Source organism: Paenibacillus solani, assembly GCF_001277345.1.
GTDB classification, from domain to species: domain Bacteria; phylum Bacillota; class Bacilli; order Paenibacillales; family Paenibacillaceae; genus Paenibacillus_AQ; species Paenibacillus_AQ solani.
Genome location: NZ_LIUT01000001.1, coordinates 652,752 through 671,465, shown reverse-complemented (window position 1 = coordinate 671,465; position 18,714 = coordinate 652,752). Strand labels below are relative to the sequence as shown.

Genomic DNA, 18,714 nt, shown 5'->3' with positions numbered 1-18,714 from the left:
GGAATGTCCTCCTTTTTGGCATATACTATCCGTGACCTGTCATCACGGCATGAGCCTAAGTTTTGCCACTCAATTTATCTATATGCCAAAAATAAAAGTGCATGACTTTTTTACGAATTGTGCAAGAAAGTTACAGGCTTATTGTGGTTGATGAACCGTTCTCTAACGATCTGCCGTCTCTATGATTCGCTCTCTTAAATTCACCATATCCTGAGGCCAAGGAGCGAGTACCTCAAGCGTCTCCCCCGTTAGGGGATGATCAAACAACAAGCGTTCGCCATGCAGCGCTTGGCGTGGAAATACGGCCGATCCACCGTATAAGGAGTCTCCCAGTATCGGATGTCCCATATGACTGAGGTGAACTCGAATTTGATGCGTCCGGCCCGTTTCTAGACGAACTTGCAATAGACTTGCCTTGGGATATACCTCGGACGATAAAATATGCGTAATCGCAGCCTGCCCGGTTAATGAAACCCTGCGGCGACTTGCGTGGTAGCGGTCCTTGCCGATTGGCAAATCGATTCTCTGCAGGTCCGAAGACACCCGCCCCTCAACGATAGCTGCATAGATCCGGACAACCTTCTTCTCTCGCATAGCTTCGTCCAGCTTCAACTGCGCAAATTCATTCTTGGCATAAAGCACTGGGCCTGTTGTATCCTTATCCAGCCGATGGATATGCCGAACAGCCGTATGAAGCCCTGCGGCTTCATAATATGCGGCTACCACATGATTCAGCGTTATCTCCGTGCTCTCGCCGTCTGGATGGACCGCCATGCCCGCCGGTTTGTTCACGACGAGGCAAAAATCATCCTCATATAATACATGAAGTTCCTGCCATCTCGGTTCGATACCATAATCCCGATAAGGAAAAAGGACCAGCCGCAGCCGGTCCCCCCTCCATTGAATCCCTTGCTCATGATGAAGCTTGCGATACAGTTTCTCGGGCATACCGACTGTTTCCAGAAGCCACTTGGCTGTGGCCTCAATCCGATCCGGCTGGTTCAACAGCGCCTTGCCGGGTGTCATCTCCAGCCATTCACCCCGTTTGCTCCATCTGCCCGTGTAACTCATAGGCTTTTGAAAGCTTGGTAGTTGGCTTCAATCGTAGCATCAATATCTTCCACCGTATGAGCTGCGGAGATGAACATACCTTCGAATTGAGAAGGAGGTACGCTGACTCCCTCTTGTACCATCGCTGCGAAATATTGACGGAAGCGATCCAGATCGCTTATCTTTGCTGTATCAAAATTCACGACCGGTGTATCGGTGAAGAACGGACACACCATGGACCCGATGCGATTGATCGTAAGCGGAATGCCAAACTCCTTCGCGTTACGCTCGAATCCAGCCTGAAGGCGGGCTCCCCGTTCCTCCAGCTGTTCATAGACGGCAGGCGTCAACAGGTTCAAGGTCGTATAGCCAGCTGCCATAGCCAGCGGATTACCGCTTAATGTCCCTGCCTGATAGATCGGCCCTGCCGGAGCGATCTGATCCATTAGCTCACGCTTGCCCCCGTAAGCACCTACTGGCAAACCACCGCCGATTACCTTGCCCAGGCATGTCAAATCCGGCGTAACGCCATAGCGTCCTTGCGCGCAATTCAGATCGACGCGGAATCCCGTCATAACCTCATCGAATATAAGTACGCTGCCGTAGTCGGATGTTACCTTGCGGAGACCTTCGAGGAAACCTGGCTGCGGAGGGACTACGCCCATATTGCCCGCTACCGGTTCAACGATAACTGCGGCGATCTCCTCGCCAAACCGTTCAAAAGCCAGTTGAACGGATTCCAGGTCATTATACGGGACCGCAATGGTATTGGAAGCGACACTTTCCGGCACACCAGGACTATCAGGTAATCCCAGCGTTGCGATACCCGATCCTGCCTTAATGAGGAGGCTGTCTGCATGACCGTGATACGAGCCTTCGAATTTGATGATTTTGCTGCGTCCCGTATAACCACGAGCCAAACGAATGGCACTCATGGTAGCTTCCGTACCGGAATTCACCATGCGCACAACTTCGATGGACGGCACGCGCTCGCAGACAAGTTTCGCCATCTTCGTCTCCAAGAGGGTGGGTGCTCCGAAGCTGGTACCCTTGGCTGCGGTCTCTTGAAGTACTTCAACAACCTCAGGGTGTGCATGACCCATAATCAGCGGTCCCCAAGAACCTACATAATCGATAAAGCTGTTGCCATCGATGTCATATACCCTGCTGCCTTCTCCACGATCGATATAAATAGGTGTTAGTCCTACAGATTTAAAAGCCCGGACAGGACTGTTAACACCACCAGGAATATATTGCTTCGCTTCTTCAAAAGCAGAACGCGACATTTCTTCTTTTCGCAAATTTTGGCTCATCTTATGCACTCCTAACTCTTTAGTCGATAATGGTCTAGCCGCGCATCCAACGTGCAGCATCCTTCGAGAAATACGTAATGATGATGTCAGCTCCGGCACGCTTCATTCCGGTCAGCAGCTCCATCACGATCGCCTGCTCGCTGATCCAACCCTGCTGAGCAGCCGCCTTAATCATGGAGTATTCGCCACTCACATTGTAAGCAACAATCGGCAGATCAAACTGGTCCCGAAGCAATCTGACAATATCCAGATATGCCATCGCCGGTTTCACCATCAGCATATCCGCGCCCTCCAGCACGTCGGTCTCCGCTTCGCGAAGAGCCTCCCTTACATTGGCCGGATCCATCTGATAGGTTTTGCGGTCCCCGAATTGCGGTGCAGAATCGGCAGCTTCACGAAACGGTCCATAAAAAGCGGAAGCGTATTTAACCGAATACGACATGATCGGCACGTTGTAAAATCCGGCTTCGTCAAGCCCCGAACGAATGGCTTGAACAAATCCGTCCATCATATTAGAAGGCGCAATGATATCAGCTCCCGCTTTCGCCTGGGAGACCGCTGTACGAACGAGCAGCTCCAGCGACTCGTCATTTAATACATCGCCGCAGATGTGGCCGTCACGCTCGAAGGTATGCACCATGCCGCAATGTCCGTGATCCGTGAACTCGCACAGGCATGTATCCGCAATGACTAGCAGATCAGGATACCATGACTTGATAAGACGCGTAGCTTCTTGAACGATTCCTTCATCCGCAAAACCCGAAGTACCTACACTGTCTTTGGTCTCTGGAATGCCAAACAGAAGCACAGCAGGAATACCCAGGCTAACGATTTCATCTACTTCCTCTTTCAAGGTATCGAGCGAAAAATGGTAGACGCCCGGCATCGAGGAAATTTCATTTTTCACGCCGCTACCGTAGGTAACGAAGATCGGCTGAACCAGATCCTCTGTATGAAGCACGGTCTCACGGACCATGCTGCGAATGCCGGCATTTTGACGAAGCCGGCGATGACGTACGATTGGAAAACTCATGACGTTATCCCTCCTGATGATGTGCTTTATAGATCATATTTTATAAAAGTTTAATAGGATATTATGGCTTAATTCGGCGTGGATTATTTTCGTTCCAATCACAAAGAGCTTTCACGAGACTGTCAATTGTTGCTTCCTCTGCGTGAATGGACACATGCAGACCGGCCTCCTCTGCCGTCTGAGCAGTTAAAGGTCCGATGCAAGCAATCGTTGATCCTTTCAACAGTTCGGCAGGATGCTCTACGCCCATTCCTTTCAGTACTTGCAGCAGATTGGTAACGGTAGAGGAACTAGTGAACGTAACGGCGTGAATTCCGCCTTCTTGAAGCAGCTTCAAGAGCTCATCATCATCTTCACCGCATAGCACGTTCTCATAAATCACAGCTTCCGTTACATGCAATCCCATTTCCGTCAGCTTCTCAGGCAGCCAGCTGCGTGCCAGGTCACCACGGGGGAGCAGGACGTGCTGACCCGGCTGCAGCTCAGCGCTATATGCATCGATAATGCCTTCGGCCTGGTAACGCTCCTTAAGAACTTCAGCTGCAATGCCGTAGTTTCCAAGCGCATTGGCCGTCCCTGGGCCGACGGCTACGATGCGAGCAGAGGCTAGGGAACGAATGTCCTGTCCTCTTTCCTTCAAGTGGCGGAAGAAGAATTCCACTCCATTTACGCTCGTAAAGAATACCCAATCATAGGACTGGAGCTTGTCCAGTGCCTGTTGAACGCCCTCAAGGGTCTCTTCCCTTGTTGGCATCACTGTTTGGATGACAGGGAATTCATAAGGTTCTCCCCCCAGATCCTCTATTTGGGAAACCAAAGCGCTGGCCTGGCTTCTGGCTCTAGTAACCAGAATCCTGGTGCCGAACAGAGGCAGCCGTTCTGCCCACTTCAGATGCTCCCGCTGAAGCACCACTTCTCCTACTACGATTACAGCAGGTGGTTGGAAGTCTGCTGCCTTGACCCGCTCCTCAATGTCAGCCAGCGTTCCGGTCAGTGTATCCTGCTCCGCCCGCGTTCCCCATCTTATAAGAGCTACCGGTGTTTCGGGCGGCCTGCCGTGCTTCATAAGCTGGCCGCTGATATATCCGATCTTGGCAACACCCATCATAAATATGAGTGTTCCTGTAGCATTGGTGACCTTATCCCATTGAATCATCCGATCCAGCTTCTCTGGACTCTCGTGCCCTGTAATGATAGATAGGGAAGAGGCATGATCACGATGCGTTACGGGAATGCCGGCATAAGCAGGCACACTGATCGACGAGGTAATTCCCGGTACGATCTCATACATAATCCCGTTCCGGTATAAGAGTTCTGCTTCTTCACCGACCCGTCCGAATATGGTTGGATCTCCGCCCTTTAAACGGACGACTGTCTTGCCTTCCAGGGCAAAATCAACAAGCAGCTGATTAATCTGTTCCTGCTTCATCGTGTGTCGATCCGGCAGCTTACCCACATAAACCTTCTCTGCTCCCGGCTTCATCCACTTTAGCAGCCGGGGACTGGCTAACCGGTCATACACCACGACATCCGCTTTTTCAATGCATTCCTTCCCTTTGATCGTAATCAGGCGCGCATCGCCTGGACCTGCTCCAACTAGATAAACCTTGCCTGCCATCCCCTCATCCCCTAACTTGTGCCAGTATCTTCTCCGCTCCTTTAGCTCTCAACTTCGCTGCTACTTCGGCTCCGAGCGATTCAGGATCAGTTCCTTCGGCGCTTTCCTTCAACACAATTTCGCCATCGGGGGAACCAACCATTCCTGTCAATTGTATAACTTTTTGCGCTCCACGAGAATCACTTGCTTCCCCATTCTTCAGAACAGCATAAGCTCCAATCGGCACCTGGCATCCACCGTTCAGCTCACTTAAAAATTTCCGTTCGGCTGCAACAGTCCTCGCAGTTACTTCATCATTATATAAAGATAGCAAATGCAGCAGCTCCGCATCGCTTTCACGACATTCAATTCCAAGTGCGCCCTGGCCCACAGCAGGCAAACTAATCTCAACCGGCAGGTACGAAGTAATCCGGTCTTCCCATCCCATGCGTTGCAGACCTGCGGTCGCGAGGATAATAGCTTGAAATTCGCCATCTTCCATTTTGCGAATACGAGAATCGATATTCCCTCTAATCCAATGAATCTGCAGATCAGGTCGATAAGCTTTCAACTGGCTGGATCGGCGCAGACTGCTTGTCCCCACCTTGGCACCTTGAGGAAGATCATCCAGCGTTGTCCCTTCTTTGGAGATCAGACAATCGCGAGGATCCTTTCTTGCCGGCACGGCACCCGACACGAGACCTTCGGGCAGAACAGATGGCATATCTTTCATACTGTGAACCGCCATATCAATCTCGCCATCTAACATGGCCTGCTCAATTTCTTTAACAAACAGGCCTTTACCGCCTACTTTGGAGAGGGTTACATCCAGGATACGGTCGCCTTTTGTGACAATTTTCTTGATGGTGAAGTCATATTCAAGCCCATGCTCCTTAGCTAACCGCTTTAGATCATCAATAACCTGTCCCGTCTGTGTTAGTGCCAAAACACTTTGTCTACTGCCAACTACGATTGTGCGCATGTTTCATTCCTCCCGATTAATCTCAATCCATTGTTTCATTTTATCCGCATTCCAAGGCTCATAACCTCCTAGGCGAATCTCGCCGAGCAAGTCGATGCCGTATACTTTGTCTAATAATCGGCTGCGTGCATCTTTGCACGCTACCTCTTGCTTAATCATCGTACGCATCTCGTATAAAAAATCCAAATATTCCTCATACTCCGGTCCGAACTGTTCTTCAAGCTGCTGAAGTATATCACGTGCGGCCCTCGGGCCGGCTCCTGATGTAGATACAGCCAGAGTCAGCCTTCCCCTACGCAGCACTGCCGGAGTGATAAACGTTCCCTTCTCGCCATGGCTGGCTATATTCACAAGCACACCGAGCCGATCGGCATTCGCCGCAATTTCCAGGTTCAGCTTGCTGTCATCGGTGGCTGCATAAACCAAAAAGACGCCTGTCAAATCATCTGCTTGATACTCCCGCTTGGTCCACCTAAGGACATTCTTATTCGCCAAACGTTGAAGCGTCTCGCTTCGTAATACGGGGCTTACTATATGTACGCTTGCTCCGACGTCCAGCAGATGGATGGCTTTACGTTCCGCCACCTTGCCGCCGCCGATAATCAAGCATGATCGCCCCTTGCAATTCAGCAGTACGGGCAAATACTGATGATCCTCCGTCACTGTCCTCACACTCCTGACCAGCTGTGAAAAGCAGACCACGTATTCAGAAAAAAGTTCAATATAATAAAACCATATCCGATCAAAGCCCATATGGCTGTTTCTCTGCCGGATCTTCTCCATAAACGACGTTTAATAAAATAGACAATATACATCGCCAGCGCCGTCAGAGTAGACATCACTTTGATATCCAATAACAAAGCCCATCGTCCAGCCATGACTACCGACAGGACTGCCAGGATGAGCGATAGCACCAAAATAATCGTTCCGGCCATCAGCGCTTTATAGGAGTAATCATCCAGCTTCTCAAGGCTTGGCAACCTGCGAATCGTATCATTCCATTGCTTGTGCTTCAACTTGCGATGCAGGAACATGTAGATGGCCGCAAACACCGCGCCTACCGTCAAAGCGGCAAAGCTGACACTAGCTAGCGCGATATGAACTAGCAAAAGACGGTGCTCTGTCTCCCAGCTGGACAGCGCATTATCGCCTGCCGTAAACCACAAACGATTAATCAGCATGACGCTAAATCCCACAAGGTTTATCAATAGAACGGCAAATTCCGAGAGCTTCATGTACGTCAGGGCTATTGAAGTGATCGATATACAGAAAGCCAGCAGGTACAAGAAATCAAACAATGTAAAGACAGGGAAATGGAAATGCCCGCCCTCCATCGCTCTGATACCGATCCCCACTAGTTGAAAAAGTGCAGTAATGGCAAGAAGCCCTGTGCCTATCCGCTTCGCCACCGAATTGCGTGAAATGCAATCCGAGATATAAAACAGAAGGCTCAGGGCATAGATACAAATGCCGGTGATATAAATGATATTTAACAACATAGGCTACCCTCACCCTCCTCAAAGGGTGGCAGGAGCCAGAGTCACCTTCAGCGGCTTCTCTTCTGCCTGCTGATCCGAAGCATTCTTTGTTCGTTCAGCTTCAATGGCGGGAGTAGCTTTCTTGTGACGGCTGGCACGCTGCTCATTCTCATGAATCAGGCTTTCTAATGCAAAAATTTGTGAAAAATAATCCAGTGCTTCGCCGCCCTGCTTACCGCCCGTCATTTCCTTGATCCGGTTAATAGGATCATGCATCATCTGGTTCACGATGCTCTTGGTCAAACGACGAATGACTTTTCGCTGGCGTTCATCCAGTTCCGGAAGCTTGTTGAACAGACTTTCCATGGTTTCTTCATGAATGGCATTTGATTTTTCCTGTAAGGCCCGGATGGCCGGTCTGACGCCAAGCGTCTTCAGCCAGGTGTGAAAGGCATCCATTTCTTCTTGAATCATCACTTCAATCTTCGCAGCTTCCACCCGGCGCATTTCCATATTGGTCTCTACAATGCCTTCTAAATCATCAATATCGTATAAGAATACATTCGAGAGATCGCCTACTGCCGGATCAATATCACGTGGTACTGCAATATCAATCATGAACAACGGACGGGATGGCCGTTTCTTCATGCTCTCCTTAACCCGTTCCGCATTGAGCACATATTCATTAGAACCGGTGGAGCTGATAATGATATCCACTTCATTCAACGAATGGATCGCTTCGTTTATGGTACAAGGCGTTCCTTTGAATTTGCGTGCCAACTCCTCTGCTCTAGTGAGCGTGCGGTTAGCTACGATCACTTCTGCGGCACCATTGGCATACAGATGCTTCACGGTAAGCTCGCTCATTTTGCCTGCGCCGAGAATCATGACCTTCTTATTGTGGAACGCACCAAAAATCCGTTTGCCCAGCTCAACTGCAGCATAACTGACAGAGACGGCACTTTCGCCGATTGATGTCTCCGAATGAGCCCGCTTGCCGAGCGTAACAGCTTGTTTAAATAACATATTGAACCAGGTTCCTGTCGCATTATGCTTCTGTGACGTCAAAAAAGCATTACGCACCTGTCCAAGAATCTGCGTTTCTCCAATGACCATGGAATCCAAACCGCAGGTGACCTTAAACAGATGGGAAATAGCTTGTTCGTCTTCATATATATAGAGATGTTGTGTAAATTCTTCACGATTAATGCCGAACCACTGTTCCATAAAACTGCGGATAAAGTAGCCGCACATATGAAGGCGATCTACCACAACATAAATCTCAGTCCGGTTGCAGGTAGCGACAATGACGCCCTCCAATACGCTCTTGGTCGAATTAAGCTGTTCTAATGCCTTTGGCATGTCATCTTCCGAGAATGTAAACCGTTCTCTGACTTCCACGGGCGCTGTACGATAATTCAACCCAACAACGACGATGTGCATTGCATGTTCACCTGCCTATTTCTCCGAGTAGTTTTGCCGTATAGACATACTGTTCTTTACTCTGTTCATTATATCACAGTATGCTGAGCAGCCTTGTCTATTTTATGAAATGTTTATGAAATCCCCATACTTCTTCATTCCAAGAACAAGCTTACTTTTCCAAAAGATTGCACCTTACTATTGTGGATATAGAACAACTTAGATATACGTACGAATTGTTACGAATTCATGATTACGAAAACAACTGCCTGGCTTCATACCCATACAAAATAAATAACCATGGAAATCTCCATGGTTATCAATATACACATTTGATTAGTTGGCCAATTTAAACGAGCTCAGCCTGTTTCATCTCTGGCGTTTCCACGGTCATTTCGCCGAGTCCGCGCACGAGCTTTTTAGCATAGCATTTTTCAGGTTTCAAAGCGGATACCAGATAGTCAATAGCCAACTGCGGATCTACTGTCTCCCCACAGGTATAACAGTCAATCGCAGCGAACCCTCTCTCAGGGTATGTGTGAATCGAGAGATGGCTTTCCGACAGCAACACCAGCACAGTCGCACCTTGTGGTTCAAACTGCTTGGATTGGACAGACAACACCGTTGCTCCACATGCTTCAGCGGCTTCCACCATCTGAGCTTGCAAAAATTCTGCACTGTTCAATAGTTCAAAATCGACACCCCAAGTATCAACAGCAACGTGTCTTCCGAAAGTTGAGTATTCCATCTTCCGGTTTCCCCCTTCCTAGGAATAAAATATTTGAAAATTTCATCCGCTAGGACCTACGTCATTCACTTCCCGAGGGAATAATCTCTCGCAACATTACATGTCCTGAGTGAATCCTGGTTCCTATATTCTTTTCAACGAGATTAAAAATAACATCTATAACGTTTAATTGCAACACCTTTTTCAAAAATACCCAATAAATATTTTACAGCTCAATATATGTGGGTTTGAACGATATGGTGAATCCCCCGGTTTAATTGAGCATAAACAAAGATTTATCTCACGTGTACACATAATTTCGAGAATCTATGTATTGACAATAAATAAAAAAGCCGCCCTATTCAGGGCAGCCGCTTAAGCCTCAAGAACGAATAGACGTTGATTAAATCTTCGCAGACGTTCATCGATCGTCGTCGTTTTTAGTTTATCATTTCCTGCTGCAATCCGCTGATCCAGAAGCACATTAATATTGCGCTGGATGGATTCAATCTCTTTCTCTGCTTCATTACTGTTGAAGAGACGCTGCAGCTCACCAGCTGTATTCTTGTACTCGTAGATGACGATGCTGTCGTCCCCGGCGATCTGAGTAATTCTATGCACCGTTCCTACATGATAGTCGTAGCTCATCGTAAAGCCGCGATAGATCCGATTCACTCTGCCTGATCCACTAAAGGCCGCAAACAGTTTCCGTACGGCATTAGTCAGATGGGGAGTAACCAATCGGCACGACAGCTCACAGACGTACAAGCCATTCTTGCGTTCAAAGGGCAAATGAACTTCTTCCCCGCTTTCATCTTCGAGCACGAATACCTGCTCTCCGCTGTCCATCACTTTCACCCGGTTCGATATCCGGAAAGCTTGGTTATATTGCAGAAATTGATCCATTTGAATGTCCGTCATTTGCATTGTGGCATTAACATATTCTGTGGCTAACCGCTGAGCCATAAAAATCTCCCTCAATTCTTTTAACTTATTACCATTATACAGCAGACGCCAGCGGTATTTCTTGCCGTCCGAACGAGATTATCCATCATATTTCATAAAAAAACGGAATTAGCCGGAATCAAGCTAACATTTCCCGCATGATGCTCACTTTCCTATGAAGAATGCACCGAATCCCTGTGTTACCTTGAAAAAATCACAACAAAACGAACCAGTTCAGACTGGTTCGCTGCCTTCCCTATCCGACTCAAGAGCCGGCTCTGCCTTTGTTTCCTTAGTCCCCATATGAGACTCCATAATGGCCCATAATTCATCTTTACCCAGACCTAGCTCGGATGAAAACATGACGAATGAATGATAGGGTTTGAACCCGAGTGTTTCTTTCACGATTTTTACATGCTTCTGGCGGCGCGTCTTCGGAATTTTATCCGCCTTGGTCGCGACTACGCACACTGGACGGTTGTAATGCTGCAGCCATTCATACATGCTGATATCGTCTTTTGACGGCGGGTGACGCATGTCTACTATAAGTAATACGAGCTTCAGCTCTTCACGGCTGAGCAGGTATCTCTCAATCATTTCGCCAAACGCCGCACGCTGGGTTTTGGATACCTTCGCATAACCATAGCCCGGGAAATCAACCAGATACAGATCATCATTCACCCGATAATAATTGAGCTGCTGTGTTTTCCCTGGTGTCGCACTAGTGCGCGCCAGGTTCTTGCGAGATATCATTCGGTTAATCAGTGATGACTTGCCCACGTTGGAACGCCCTGCCAGAGCAATCTCCGGCAAGGCGTCATCAGGATATTGAGCAGGTACGACAGCACTGATGACAAACTCGGCCTTCGTAACTTTCATAACTTAGACTTTCCTCTCTAGTGCACTCCCGTTTGTTCAACGAGCGCGTGCTCCAGAACCTGATCCATATGGGATACCGGAACGAACTCCACGTCGTTCTTCACGCTGTCAGGTATATCACGCAAGTCACGTTCGTTATCCTTAGGGAGTAATATTTTTTTGTAGCCGGCACGGTGAGCTGCCAATGATTTCTCTTTCAAGCCGCCAATTGGCAGAACGCGTCCCCGAAGTGTAATTTCTCCTGTCATCGCCACATCACGGACTACATGCCGTTTCGTTAAGGATGAGATCAACGCTGTCGCAATCGTAATACCGGCTGAAGGACCATCCTTCGGAATAGCGCCCTCAGGGATATGGATATGGACATCAAGCTTCTCATGGAAATCCGGATCAATGCCCAATTCCACCGCTTTCGAGCGGGTAAAACTGAAGGCGGCTTGAGCCGATTCCTTCATTACATCGCCAAGCTTCCCTGTCAAAGTCAACTTGCCGGTACCAGGCACCACGGTTACTTCAATGGTCAGCGTCTCGCCGCCGACCTCCGTCCAGGCAAGTCCTGTTACCGTGCCCACTTGATCCTCAAGTTCGGCCATGCCGTAGCGGAACTTCGCAATTCCAAGATATTCCTTAATATCGTCTGCCTTAATCTCAATGGATTCCGATTGATTCGTTACGATCTGTTTGGCGACTTTGCGGCACAGCGCAGCCACTTGCTGCTCCAGATTCCGCACTCCGGATTCACGGGTATACTCCCGAATTACCTTCATCAGCGCTTCCTCATCCAGAACTAGCTGCTCCGGTGCTAACCCGTGCTCACTCTTCTGTTTAGGCAGCAAATAACGATTGGCGATCTGCAATTTCTCCAGTTCGGTATAGCCTGGAATGTTCAGCACTTCCATCCGGTCCAGAAGCGGCCTCGGAATGTTATGAAGCACGTTCGCCGTCGTGACAAACATGACGTTGGACAGGTCAAAAGGAATTTCCACGAAATGATCGCTGAACGTATTGTTCTGCTCGGGATCCAGCACTTCAAGCAGCGCGGAAGACGGGTCACCGCGGAAGTCGGATGCCATCTTATCGATTTCATCCAGCAGAAACACGGGATTCATCGAACCCGCCGTCTTCATGCCTTGAATGATACGTCCAGGCATGGCTCCTACATACGTGCGGCGGTGTCCACGAATTTCAGCCTCGTCCCTTACTCCGCCCAAAGATACACGAACGAATTTGCGTTCCAAAGAGCGTGCAATTGACCTGGCGAGCGATGTTTTACCGACGCCAGGAGGGCCAACCAAGCACAAAATTGGCCCCTTCATCTTCTTCACCAGCTTCTGGACCGCTAAATATTCAAGCACGCGTTCCTTCGGTTTTTCCAGACCGTAATGATCCTCGTCCAGCACTTGCTCCGCTTTAACGATGTCCAGATCGTCTTCGGTCTTGTTACTCCAAGGCAGCCCCAGCAGCCAATCGACATAATTCCGAATCACGCCGCCTTCGGCAGAGCTCGACGGCATTTTCTCGAGTCGGTCAATCTCCTTCTCAACCTTCTCCTGAACGCGCTCCGGCAGTTCAAGCTCCTCCAGCTGGCTTCGAAGCTCCTCTACTTCTCCTGCACGGCCTTCCTTGTCGCCAAGCTCTTTTTGGATGGCCTTCATCTGCTCACGCAAATAGTATTCCTTCTGGGTCTTCTCCATTTGCTTCTTAACGCGCTGGTTGATTTTGCGCTCCAATTCCAGCACTTCACGCTCATTATTCAGTATATCTAGAAGTTTCTCGAGCCGTTTGCGAACGTCAATTGTTTCGAGAATTTCTTGCTTATCTTTGATCTTCAGTGACAGATGACTTGTAATCACGTCAGCCAGTCTGCCCGGCTCATCAATATCGGAAACGGCCGCGAGTGTCTCTGGCGTCACCTTCTTCGACAAATTGATGTAATTCTCAAACTGGGACAGTACGGTTCGCATGAGTGCGGACACTTCAGGGTCATGGTTCTCCTCCTCAGGAAGCTCCCGGGCAATGACCTCATAGTATTCCTCTTGATCCGTATATTCTATAACCTCCGCCCGTTCCATACCCTCCACTAGCACACGTATGGTACCGTTCGGAAGTTTAAGCATCTGGCGTACATTCGCAACTGTGCCAATCCGAAAAATATCATCCTGCGTAGGCTCTTCAATGTTCACTTCCGATTGAGAACATAGGAGAATCAAATTGTCTTCAACCATCGCTTTTTCTAAAGCCTTTACCGATTTCTCCCTGCCTACATCCAAGTGAAGCACCATGCTTGGATAGACAAGAAGACCTCTCAAAGGCAGTAAAGGAAAACGACGACCTTTGGATTTACTGGGTCCCATCGCTTTCGCACCTCCAATGGCTCTCAATGTTGACACTATTCCTATTTTATCAAATCTGCGTATAAAAAACCAACCATATGAAACTTAACATCCACCAGCATCCGTAATTTTACCATTGCGTGGAGGTGTGGCCTGCAGCAATGAAGCAGAAGAGGTTGGAAAAATCTCGTTCCCTGGGAGCTGCACCACCTCGGGAGTGAACGCTCCTCCAAAAATATGACCGAATACCTCATCTACCGATTCTACCGGGATGACCCGTAAGCCGCCGCTCAAATCTTGAAATAACGTCTGCCAATTGTCCTTGGGAATGATCACGCGGGTTACCCCAGCTTGAAATGCCGCTTCTACTTTAGCTATGACTCCGCCAATTGGCTTCACCTTTCCATGGATGCTCATCTCGCCGGTCATCGCGACCTTATTGTCGACTTCAATTCCTTTAATAGCCGATACGATCGCCGTCGCCATTGCAATACCCGCCGAAGGGCCGTCAATTGGTGTTCCTCCAGGAAAATTGATATGCAGATCATAGTTTTTAGGGGTAAAGCCCATCGAGCCCAGAACGGTCAAGACATTCTCGATCGAGCCTTTGGCCATACTCTTACGGCGCAGCTTCCGCGAACCCCCGCCAAATTCCTCTTCATCCACAACGCCTGTAATATTATATATTCCCCGTCCCTTCTCAACAGGAACTGCAGACACTTCTATTTCGAGCAGCGCCCCCATATTGGGACCGTATACGGCCAACCCGTTTACTACGCCAACTTGAGGCTTCTCCGGTATTTTCCGGTCGGGCCTTGGCTGAAGCTGGCTGCTGCTAGCCACCCACTCTAAATCCCCTGCGCTAAGAGCATCTCGCTTCTCGGTCAGAGCAAGTCCGGCAGCCAATTGAATCATATTAACCGCTTCACGGCCGTTGGAGCAGTACTGCTTCACAACTTCCACTGCTGCGGGAGCGGCATTCAAACCGATTTTTTGAATGGCGTCCTCTGCGATCTTCCCAATCTCTTCAGGCAGAAGCGGACGGAAAAAAATCTCCATGCAGCGTGAACGAAGTGCAGGAGCAATTTCTTCCGGTGAACGCGTCGTGGCACCGACCAGTCGAAAATCTGCCGGAAGTCCATTTTGAAAAATGTCGTGTATATAGGCAGGCGTGTTGGCATCCTCAGAATTATAATACGCACTTTCCAGCAGCACCTTGCGGTCCTCCAGCACTTTTAACAGCTTATTCATCTGAATAGGATGCAATTCCCCAATTTCGTCAATAAACAGAATTCCTCCGTGTGCCTTGGTCACAGCACCTGGCTTCGGTTGAGGAATACCTGCTACGCCCATCGCACCCGCACCTTGATAAATCGGATCATGAACCGATCCAATAAGCGGGTCGGCAATTCCGCGTTCATCGAAGCGGGCCGTAGTGGCGTCAATCTCGGTGAATTTTGCATCATATTTGAACGGGGATTGCGGGTTCTTCTTCGCTTCCTCCATCACCACGCGAGCAGCAGCAGTCTTACCGACCCCCGGTGGACCGTATACAATGACATGCTGTGGATTCGCACTGCATAGCGCCGCCTTCAACGCGCGCAAGCCGTCCTTTTGTCCCACAATGTCATCCATCGTTTGCGGCCTTGTTTTCTCGGCCAGCGGTTTCGTTAAGGATACCGACCGAAGCTTGCGTAATTTATCGAGTTCCTTTCGCGATTCACGATCTACCGCTGTTTTGCTCGTCTTCTGTCCACGCAATAAGTTCCAAAAATAAATGCCGATGATGACTGCAAAGAACAGCTGCACCAGCATAATCACGATACTTAAATTCACAAGTCATTCCTCCTGTATTCCATATGTCTTCATCCAAAGCGTTAATACATGGTAGTATTGCCGATTCCTTGGATGGTAAAACGCTGGAGGCGGAAAAGTATCAAAAAGTGTATGGAGACGCTTAAGTAGGATGCGTAAGTTGGACTCATAAGCGGGACGTTTAAGTGAGACGCTCCGCGTACGTATCGTTCCTCCGATCGCTGTTGTTTCCGAATTTCATGAATGGGGATACCAAGGTAGAAATTCGGCAACAAAGGCGACCGCTTCGCTTCTCCGGAATCGATTCGTCCGCTCCGCTGATGCGGCGCATGGCATCCTTCTTCATCGTGGGGGTGGGGAGAGGGAAGAACTGAGCTTCATAAAAAAGAAGCTCAGTAAAGAGCAATGGATAGTCACTGTAAAACACACCATTGAAACGGACTTCTACATTTACCGTGCATCCGAAATCAACGAGCTGGACTACTTGTTCTGTTTGTCATTTCTACACTTTAGACCGTTCAAAGAATTTTTTAGGATATACCTTGTCTCCCCTTTACAAAACAACAAAACGGCAGTCTCTCCAATCCCAGAGACTGCCGTTTTAATATAAGCGGATATTCCAATAACTTAGTGATCAAACTTACACCGTGGATTTGTGCTTGCGGCCCGGGATTTCGCCCGTTTCCTCGTACACCTTCACAATATGATCAATTTCCTTCTTAAGCTCTTCCACCATGGTTTCTTCCGGAACCTTGCGAATCATTTCACCATAACGGAAGAGCAGGCCTTCGCCGCGAGCACCGGCAATACCGATGTCTGCTTCCCGGGCCTCGCCGGGACCGTTCACGGCACAACCCAGTACGGAAACCTTGATCGGCACTTTAATCTTCGAGATGTACTCCTCAACCTCATTGGCAATGGAGAACAAGTCGATATCAAGCCGTCCGCAAGTCGGGCAAGATACCAAGGTGGCCGCATCTGAGATCAAACCGAAGGATTTGAGAAGCTCCCGTCCGACTTTGATCTCTTCCACAGGATCGGCACTCAAGGAGATTCTCATCGTACTGCCAATACCAAGCGACAGCAGGGCGCCGAGACCAGCAGCACTCTTCACAGTACCCGAGAACAAAGTACCCGCTTCGGTAATTCCAAGATGAAGAGGATATGGAATTACTTCCGCTGCCTTAGTATACGCTGCAATCGCCATCGGCACATCCGATGCCTTCAGGGACACGATAATATCGTGGAAATCCAGTTCTTCGAGGATGCCGATATGATACAAAGCACTCTCCACCATAGCTTCAGGTGTAGGATATCCGTATTTTTCAAGGAGATGATTCTCCAGGGAACCAGCGTTTACCCCGATCCGAATCGGAATCCCCTTCTCTTTGCACGCCTTCACAACAGCTTCAACTTTCTCACGCTTACCGATATTCCCCGGATTGATCCGAACCTTATCAATACCGTTCTCGATCGCAATCAGTGCAAGCTTATAGTTGAAATGGATATCGGCAACGAGTGGAATATGAATACGTTTCTTGATTTCCTTGATGGCCGCAGCTGCTTCCTCATTATTTACCGTTACCCGGACGATCTGACATCCGGCTTCTTCCAAACGAAGGATCTCCGCAACGGTTGCCTCCACATCTGCGGTTTTGGTGGTGCACATGCTTTGAATAATGACTTCGTTCTTTCCCCCAATGGTGAGGTTCCCCACCTTGACAGGCCGTGTGTCTTGTCTCAAAAACATGGTACGATCTCTCCCATATAACGCCAAAGCTCCACTCCAGCAAGCCCCTTTGGGCATAACTGAAAGTGGAGAATCAGCGTAGATTTATTCCACGTCTAACACCCTAAAGGGCATTAGGCGCTTTCTTCTTGTTTCTTGTCGTCTTCGTCACTTTTGACTTGAAGTTCTGGGATAATTTTATCCCGAACAACCTGCTCCGTAATGACACAATCCTTGATGTCGTCTCTGGACGGCACTTCATACATCACATCAAGCATGATGCCTTCAATAATGGAGCGCAGTCCACGTGCACCAGTGTTTCGCTTAATCGCTTCACGGGCAATCGCTTCAAGAGCGCCTGGCTCAAATTTGAGGTTGACGTTGTCAAACTCAAGCAGCTTTTGGTATTGTTTCGTCAAAGCGTTTTTCGGCTCGGACAGAATACGCACCAATGTAGCTTCATCCAGCGGCTCAAGGGTAGATACTACTGGCAAACGTCCAACGAACTCGGGAATCAATCCAAATTTAAGCAGATCTTCAGGTAGGACCATCGTGAGGTACTCACCTGGTTTCAATTCCTTCTGGCTTTCGCCGGAAGCATTAAACCCGATAACCTTCTTACCGATCCGACGTTTAATGTATTGCTCCAATCCGTCAAATGCGCCACCGCAAATGAACAGGATGTTTGTCGTATCGATTTGGATAAATTCTTGGTGCGGATGCTTGCGGCCACCTTGCGGAGGTACAGATGCAACGGTTCCTTCCAAGATTTTCAGCAAAGCCTGCTGAACCCCTTCACCGGAAACGTCACGCGTAATGGATGGATTCTCCGATTTACGGGCCACTTTATCGATCTCATCAATATAGATAATGCCGCGTTCCGCTTTTTCCACGTCATAATCCGCAGCTTGAATCAGCTTCAGCAAAATGTTCTCAACATCCTCACCCACATAACCGGCTTCGGTCAGTGAAGTTGCATCTGCAATAGCAAACGGAACATTGAGAATCTTAGCCATCGTTTGGGCAAGCAATGTCTTACCGGAACCTGTAGGTCCAAGCATCAAAATATTACTCTTTTGCAGTTCAACATCCTCAATCTTGCTCTGGGTGTTGATACGTTTATAGTGGTTATAAACGGCAACAGAAAGAGATTTCTTCGCTTGATCCTGTCCGATTACGTATTGATCCAGAATGTCCCGAATCTCACGTGGTTTCGGAATATCCTTCAGATCCACTTCTTCTTCATGGCCAAGCTCTTCCTCGACGATTTCGGAACACAAGTCAATGCATTCGTCGCATATATAAACACCGGGCCCCGCAACAAGCTTGCGGACCTGCTCCTGGGATTTACCGCAGAAGGAGCATTTCAGCTGCCCTTTGTCATCGTTAAATTTAAACATGCTTTTACCAC

Annotated in this window: 16 protein-coding genes; 1 reads left to right on the top strand and 15 read right to left on the bottom strand. The window is 48.8% G+C overall.

Going from position 1 to position 18,714, the window contains the following annotated elements; translation table 11 throughout:
- Positions 1–162 precede the first annotated feature (162 nt).
- The 13 genes from AM231_RS02895 to lonB form a co-directional block, all read right to left on the bottom strand.
- Complete coding sequence (locus AM231_RS02895) at positions 163–1,071, bottom strand: RluA family pseudouridine synthase (protein ID WP_054401278.1); 909 nt, start codon at positions 1,069–1,071, stop codon at positions 163–165.
- Positions 1,068–2,363 carry a glutamate-1-semialdehyde 2,1-aminomutase gene (gene hemL / locus AM231_RS02890; RefSeq protein WP_054401277.1) on the bottom strand — a complete coding sequence of 432 codons (1,296 nt, stop codon included), beginning with the start codon at positions 2,361–2,363 and terminating at the stop codon, positions 1,068–1,070. Before hemL ends, AM231_RS02895 begins: the two co-directional genes overlap by 4 nt.
- Before the next feature lie 34 nt (positions 2,364–2,397).
- Positions 2,398–3,396, bottom strand: coding sequence for a porphobilinogen synthase (gene hemB / locus AM231_RS02885; protein WP_054401276.1), 999 nt, complete (start codon positions 3,394–3,396; stop codon positions 2,398–2,400).
- Positions 3,397–3,457: 61 nt separating this feature from the next.
- Positions 3,458–5,014, bottom strand: coding sequence for a uroporphyrinogen-III C-methyltransferase (gene cobA / locus AM231_RS02880; RefSeq protein WP_054401275.1), 1,557 nt, complete (start codon positions 5,012–5,014; stop codon positions 3,458–3,460).
- A 4-nt stretch (positions 5,015–5,018) separates the two neighbouring features.
- Complete coding sequence (gene hemC / locus AM231_RS02875; RefSeq protein WP_053489400.1) at positions 5,019–5,975, bottom strand: hydroxymethylbilane synthase; 957 nt, start codon at positions 5,973–5,975, stop codon at positions 5,019–5,021.
- A gap of 3 nt (positions 5,976–5,978) precedes the next feature.
- Positions 5,979–6,638, bottom strand: coding sequence for a precorrin-2 dehydrogenase/sirohydrochlorin ferrochelatase family protein (locus AM231_RS02870; RefSeq protein ID WP_054401274.1), 660 nt, complete (start codon positions 6,636–6,638; stop codon positions 5,979–5,981).
- 5 nt (positions 6,639–6,643) lie between these two features.
- Positions 6,644–7,474, bottom strand: a complete 831-nt coding sequence (ccsA, locus tag AM231_RS02865) for a cytochrome c biogenesis protein CcsA (RefSeq protein WP_053489402.1) — start codon at positions 7,472–7,474, stop codon at positions 6,644–6,646.
- Positions 7,475–7,492: 18 nt separating this feature from the next.
- The gene (gene hemA, locus AM231_RS02860) at positions 7,493–8,896 is read right to left on the bottom strand and encodes a glutamyl-tRNA reductase (RefSeq protein WP_054401273.1); all 1,404 of its coding nucleotides are present in this window, start codon (positions 8,894–8,896) and stop codon (positions 7,493–7,495) included.
- Positions 8,897–9,224: 328 nt separating this feature from the next.
- Positions 9,225–9,623, bottom strand: coding sequence for an adenosylmethionine decarboxylase (gene speD, locus AM231_RS02855; RefSeq protein ID WP_006208786.1), 399 nt, complete (start codon positions 9,621–9,623; stop codon positions 9,225–9,227).
- Positions 9,624–9,977: 354 nt separating this feature from the next.
- Positions 9,978–10,568: a hypothetical protein gene (locus AM231_RS02850; protein WP_053489404.1), complete on the bottom strand. Its 591-nt coding sequence runs from the start codon at positions 10,566–10,568 to the stop codon at positions 9,978–9,980.
- Positions 10,569–10,781: 213 nt separating this feature from the next.
- Positions 10,782–11,426 (bottom strand): ribosome biogenesis GTP-binding protein YihA/YsxC, encoded by a 645-nt coding sequence (yihA, locus tag AM231_RS02845; RefSeq protein WP_053489405.1) that lies wholly within the window; start codon positions 11,424–11,426, stop codon positions 10,782–10,784.
- A 17-nt stretch (positions 11,427–11,443) separates the two neighbouring features.
- A complete protein-coding gene (gene lon, locus AM231_RS02840) occupies positions 11,444–13,780 on the bottom strand; it encodes an endopeptidase La (RefSeq protein ID WP_054401272.1) in 2,337 nt (778 codons plus the stop codon).
- Between the two features lie 84 nt (positions 13,781–13,864).
- On the bottom strand, positions 13,865–15,574 hold the full coding sequence (lonB, locus tag AM231_RS02835) for an ATP-dependent protease LonB (RefSeq protein ID WP_423212915.1): 1,710 nt from the start codon (positions 15,572–15,574) through the stop codon (positions 13,865–13,867).
- Between the two features lie 185 nt (positions 15,575–15,759).
- Here lonB and AM231_RS28750 point away from each other — a divergent pair, with 185 nt between their 5' ends.
- Positions 15,760–15,948: a hypothetical protein gene (locus AM231_RS28750; protein ID WP_131724717.1), complete on the top strand. Its 189-nt coding sequence runs from the start codon at positions 15,760–15,762 to the stop codon at positions 15,946–15,948.
- A 266-nt stretch (positions 15,949–16,214) separates the two neighbouring features.
- Here the strand turns inward: AM231_RS28750 and ispG are convergent, their stop codons facing one another.
- Together ispG and clpX are read right to left on the bottom strand one after the other, a co-directional pair.
- Positions 16,215–17,324, bottom strand: coding sequence for a flavodoxin-dependent (E)-4-hydroxy-3-methylbut-2-enyl-diphosphate synthase (gene ispG, locus AM231_RS02830; protein ID WP_053489408.1), 1,110 nt, complete (start codon positions 17,322–17,324; stop codon positions 16,215–16,217).
- A 113-nt stretch (positions 17,325–17,437) separates the two neighbouring features.
- Positions 17,438–18,703 (bottom strand): ATP-dependent protease ATP-binding subunit ClpX, encoded by a 1,266-nt coding sequence (gene clpX, locus AM231_RS02825; protein ID WP_054401270.1) that lies wholly within the window; start codon positions 18,701–18,703, stop codon positions 17,438–17,440.
- Between the last annotated feature and the right edge of the window lie 11 nt (positions 18,704–18,714).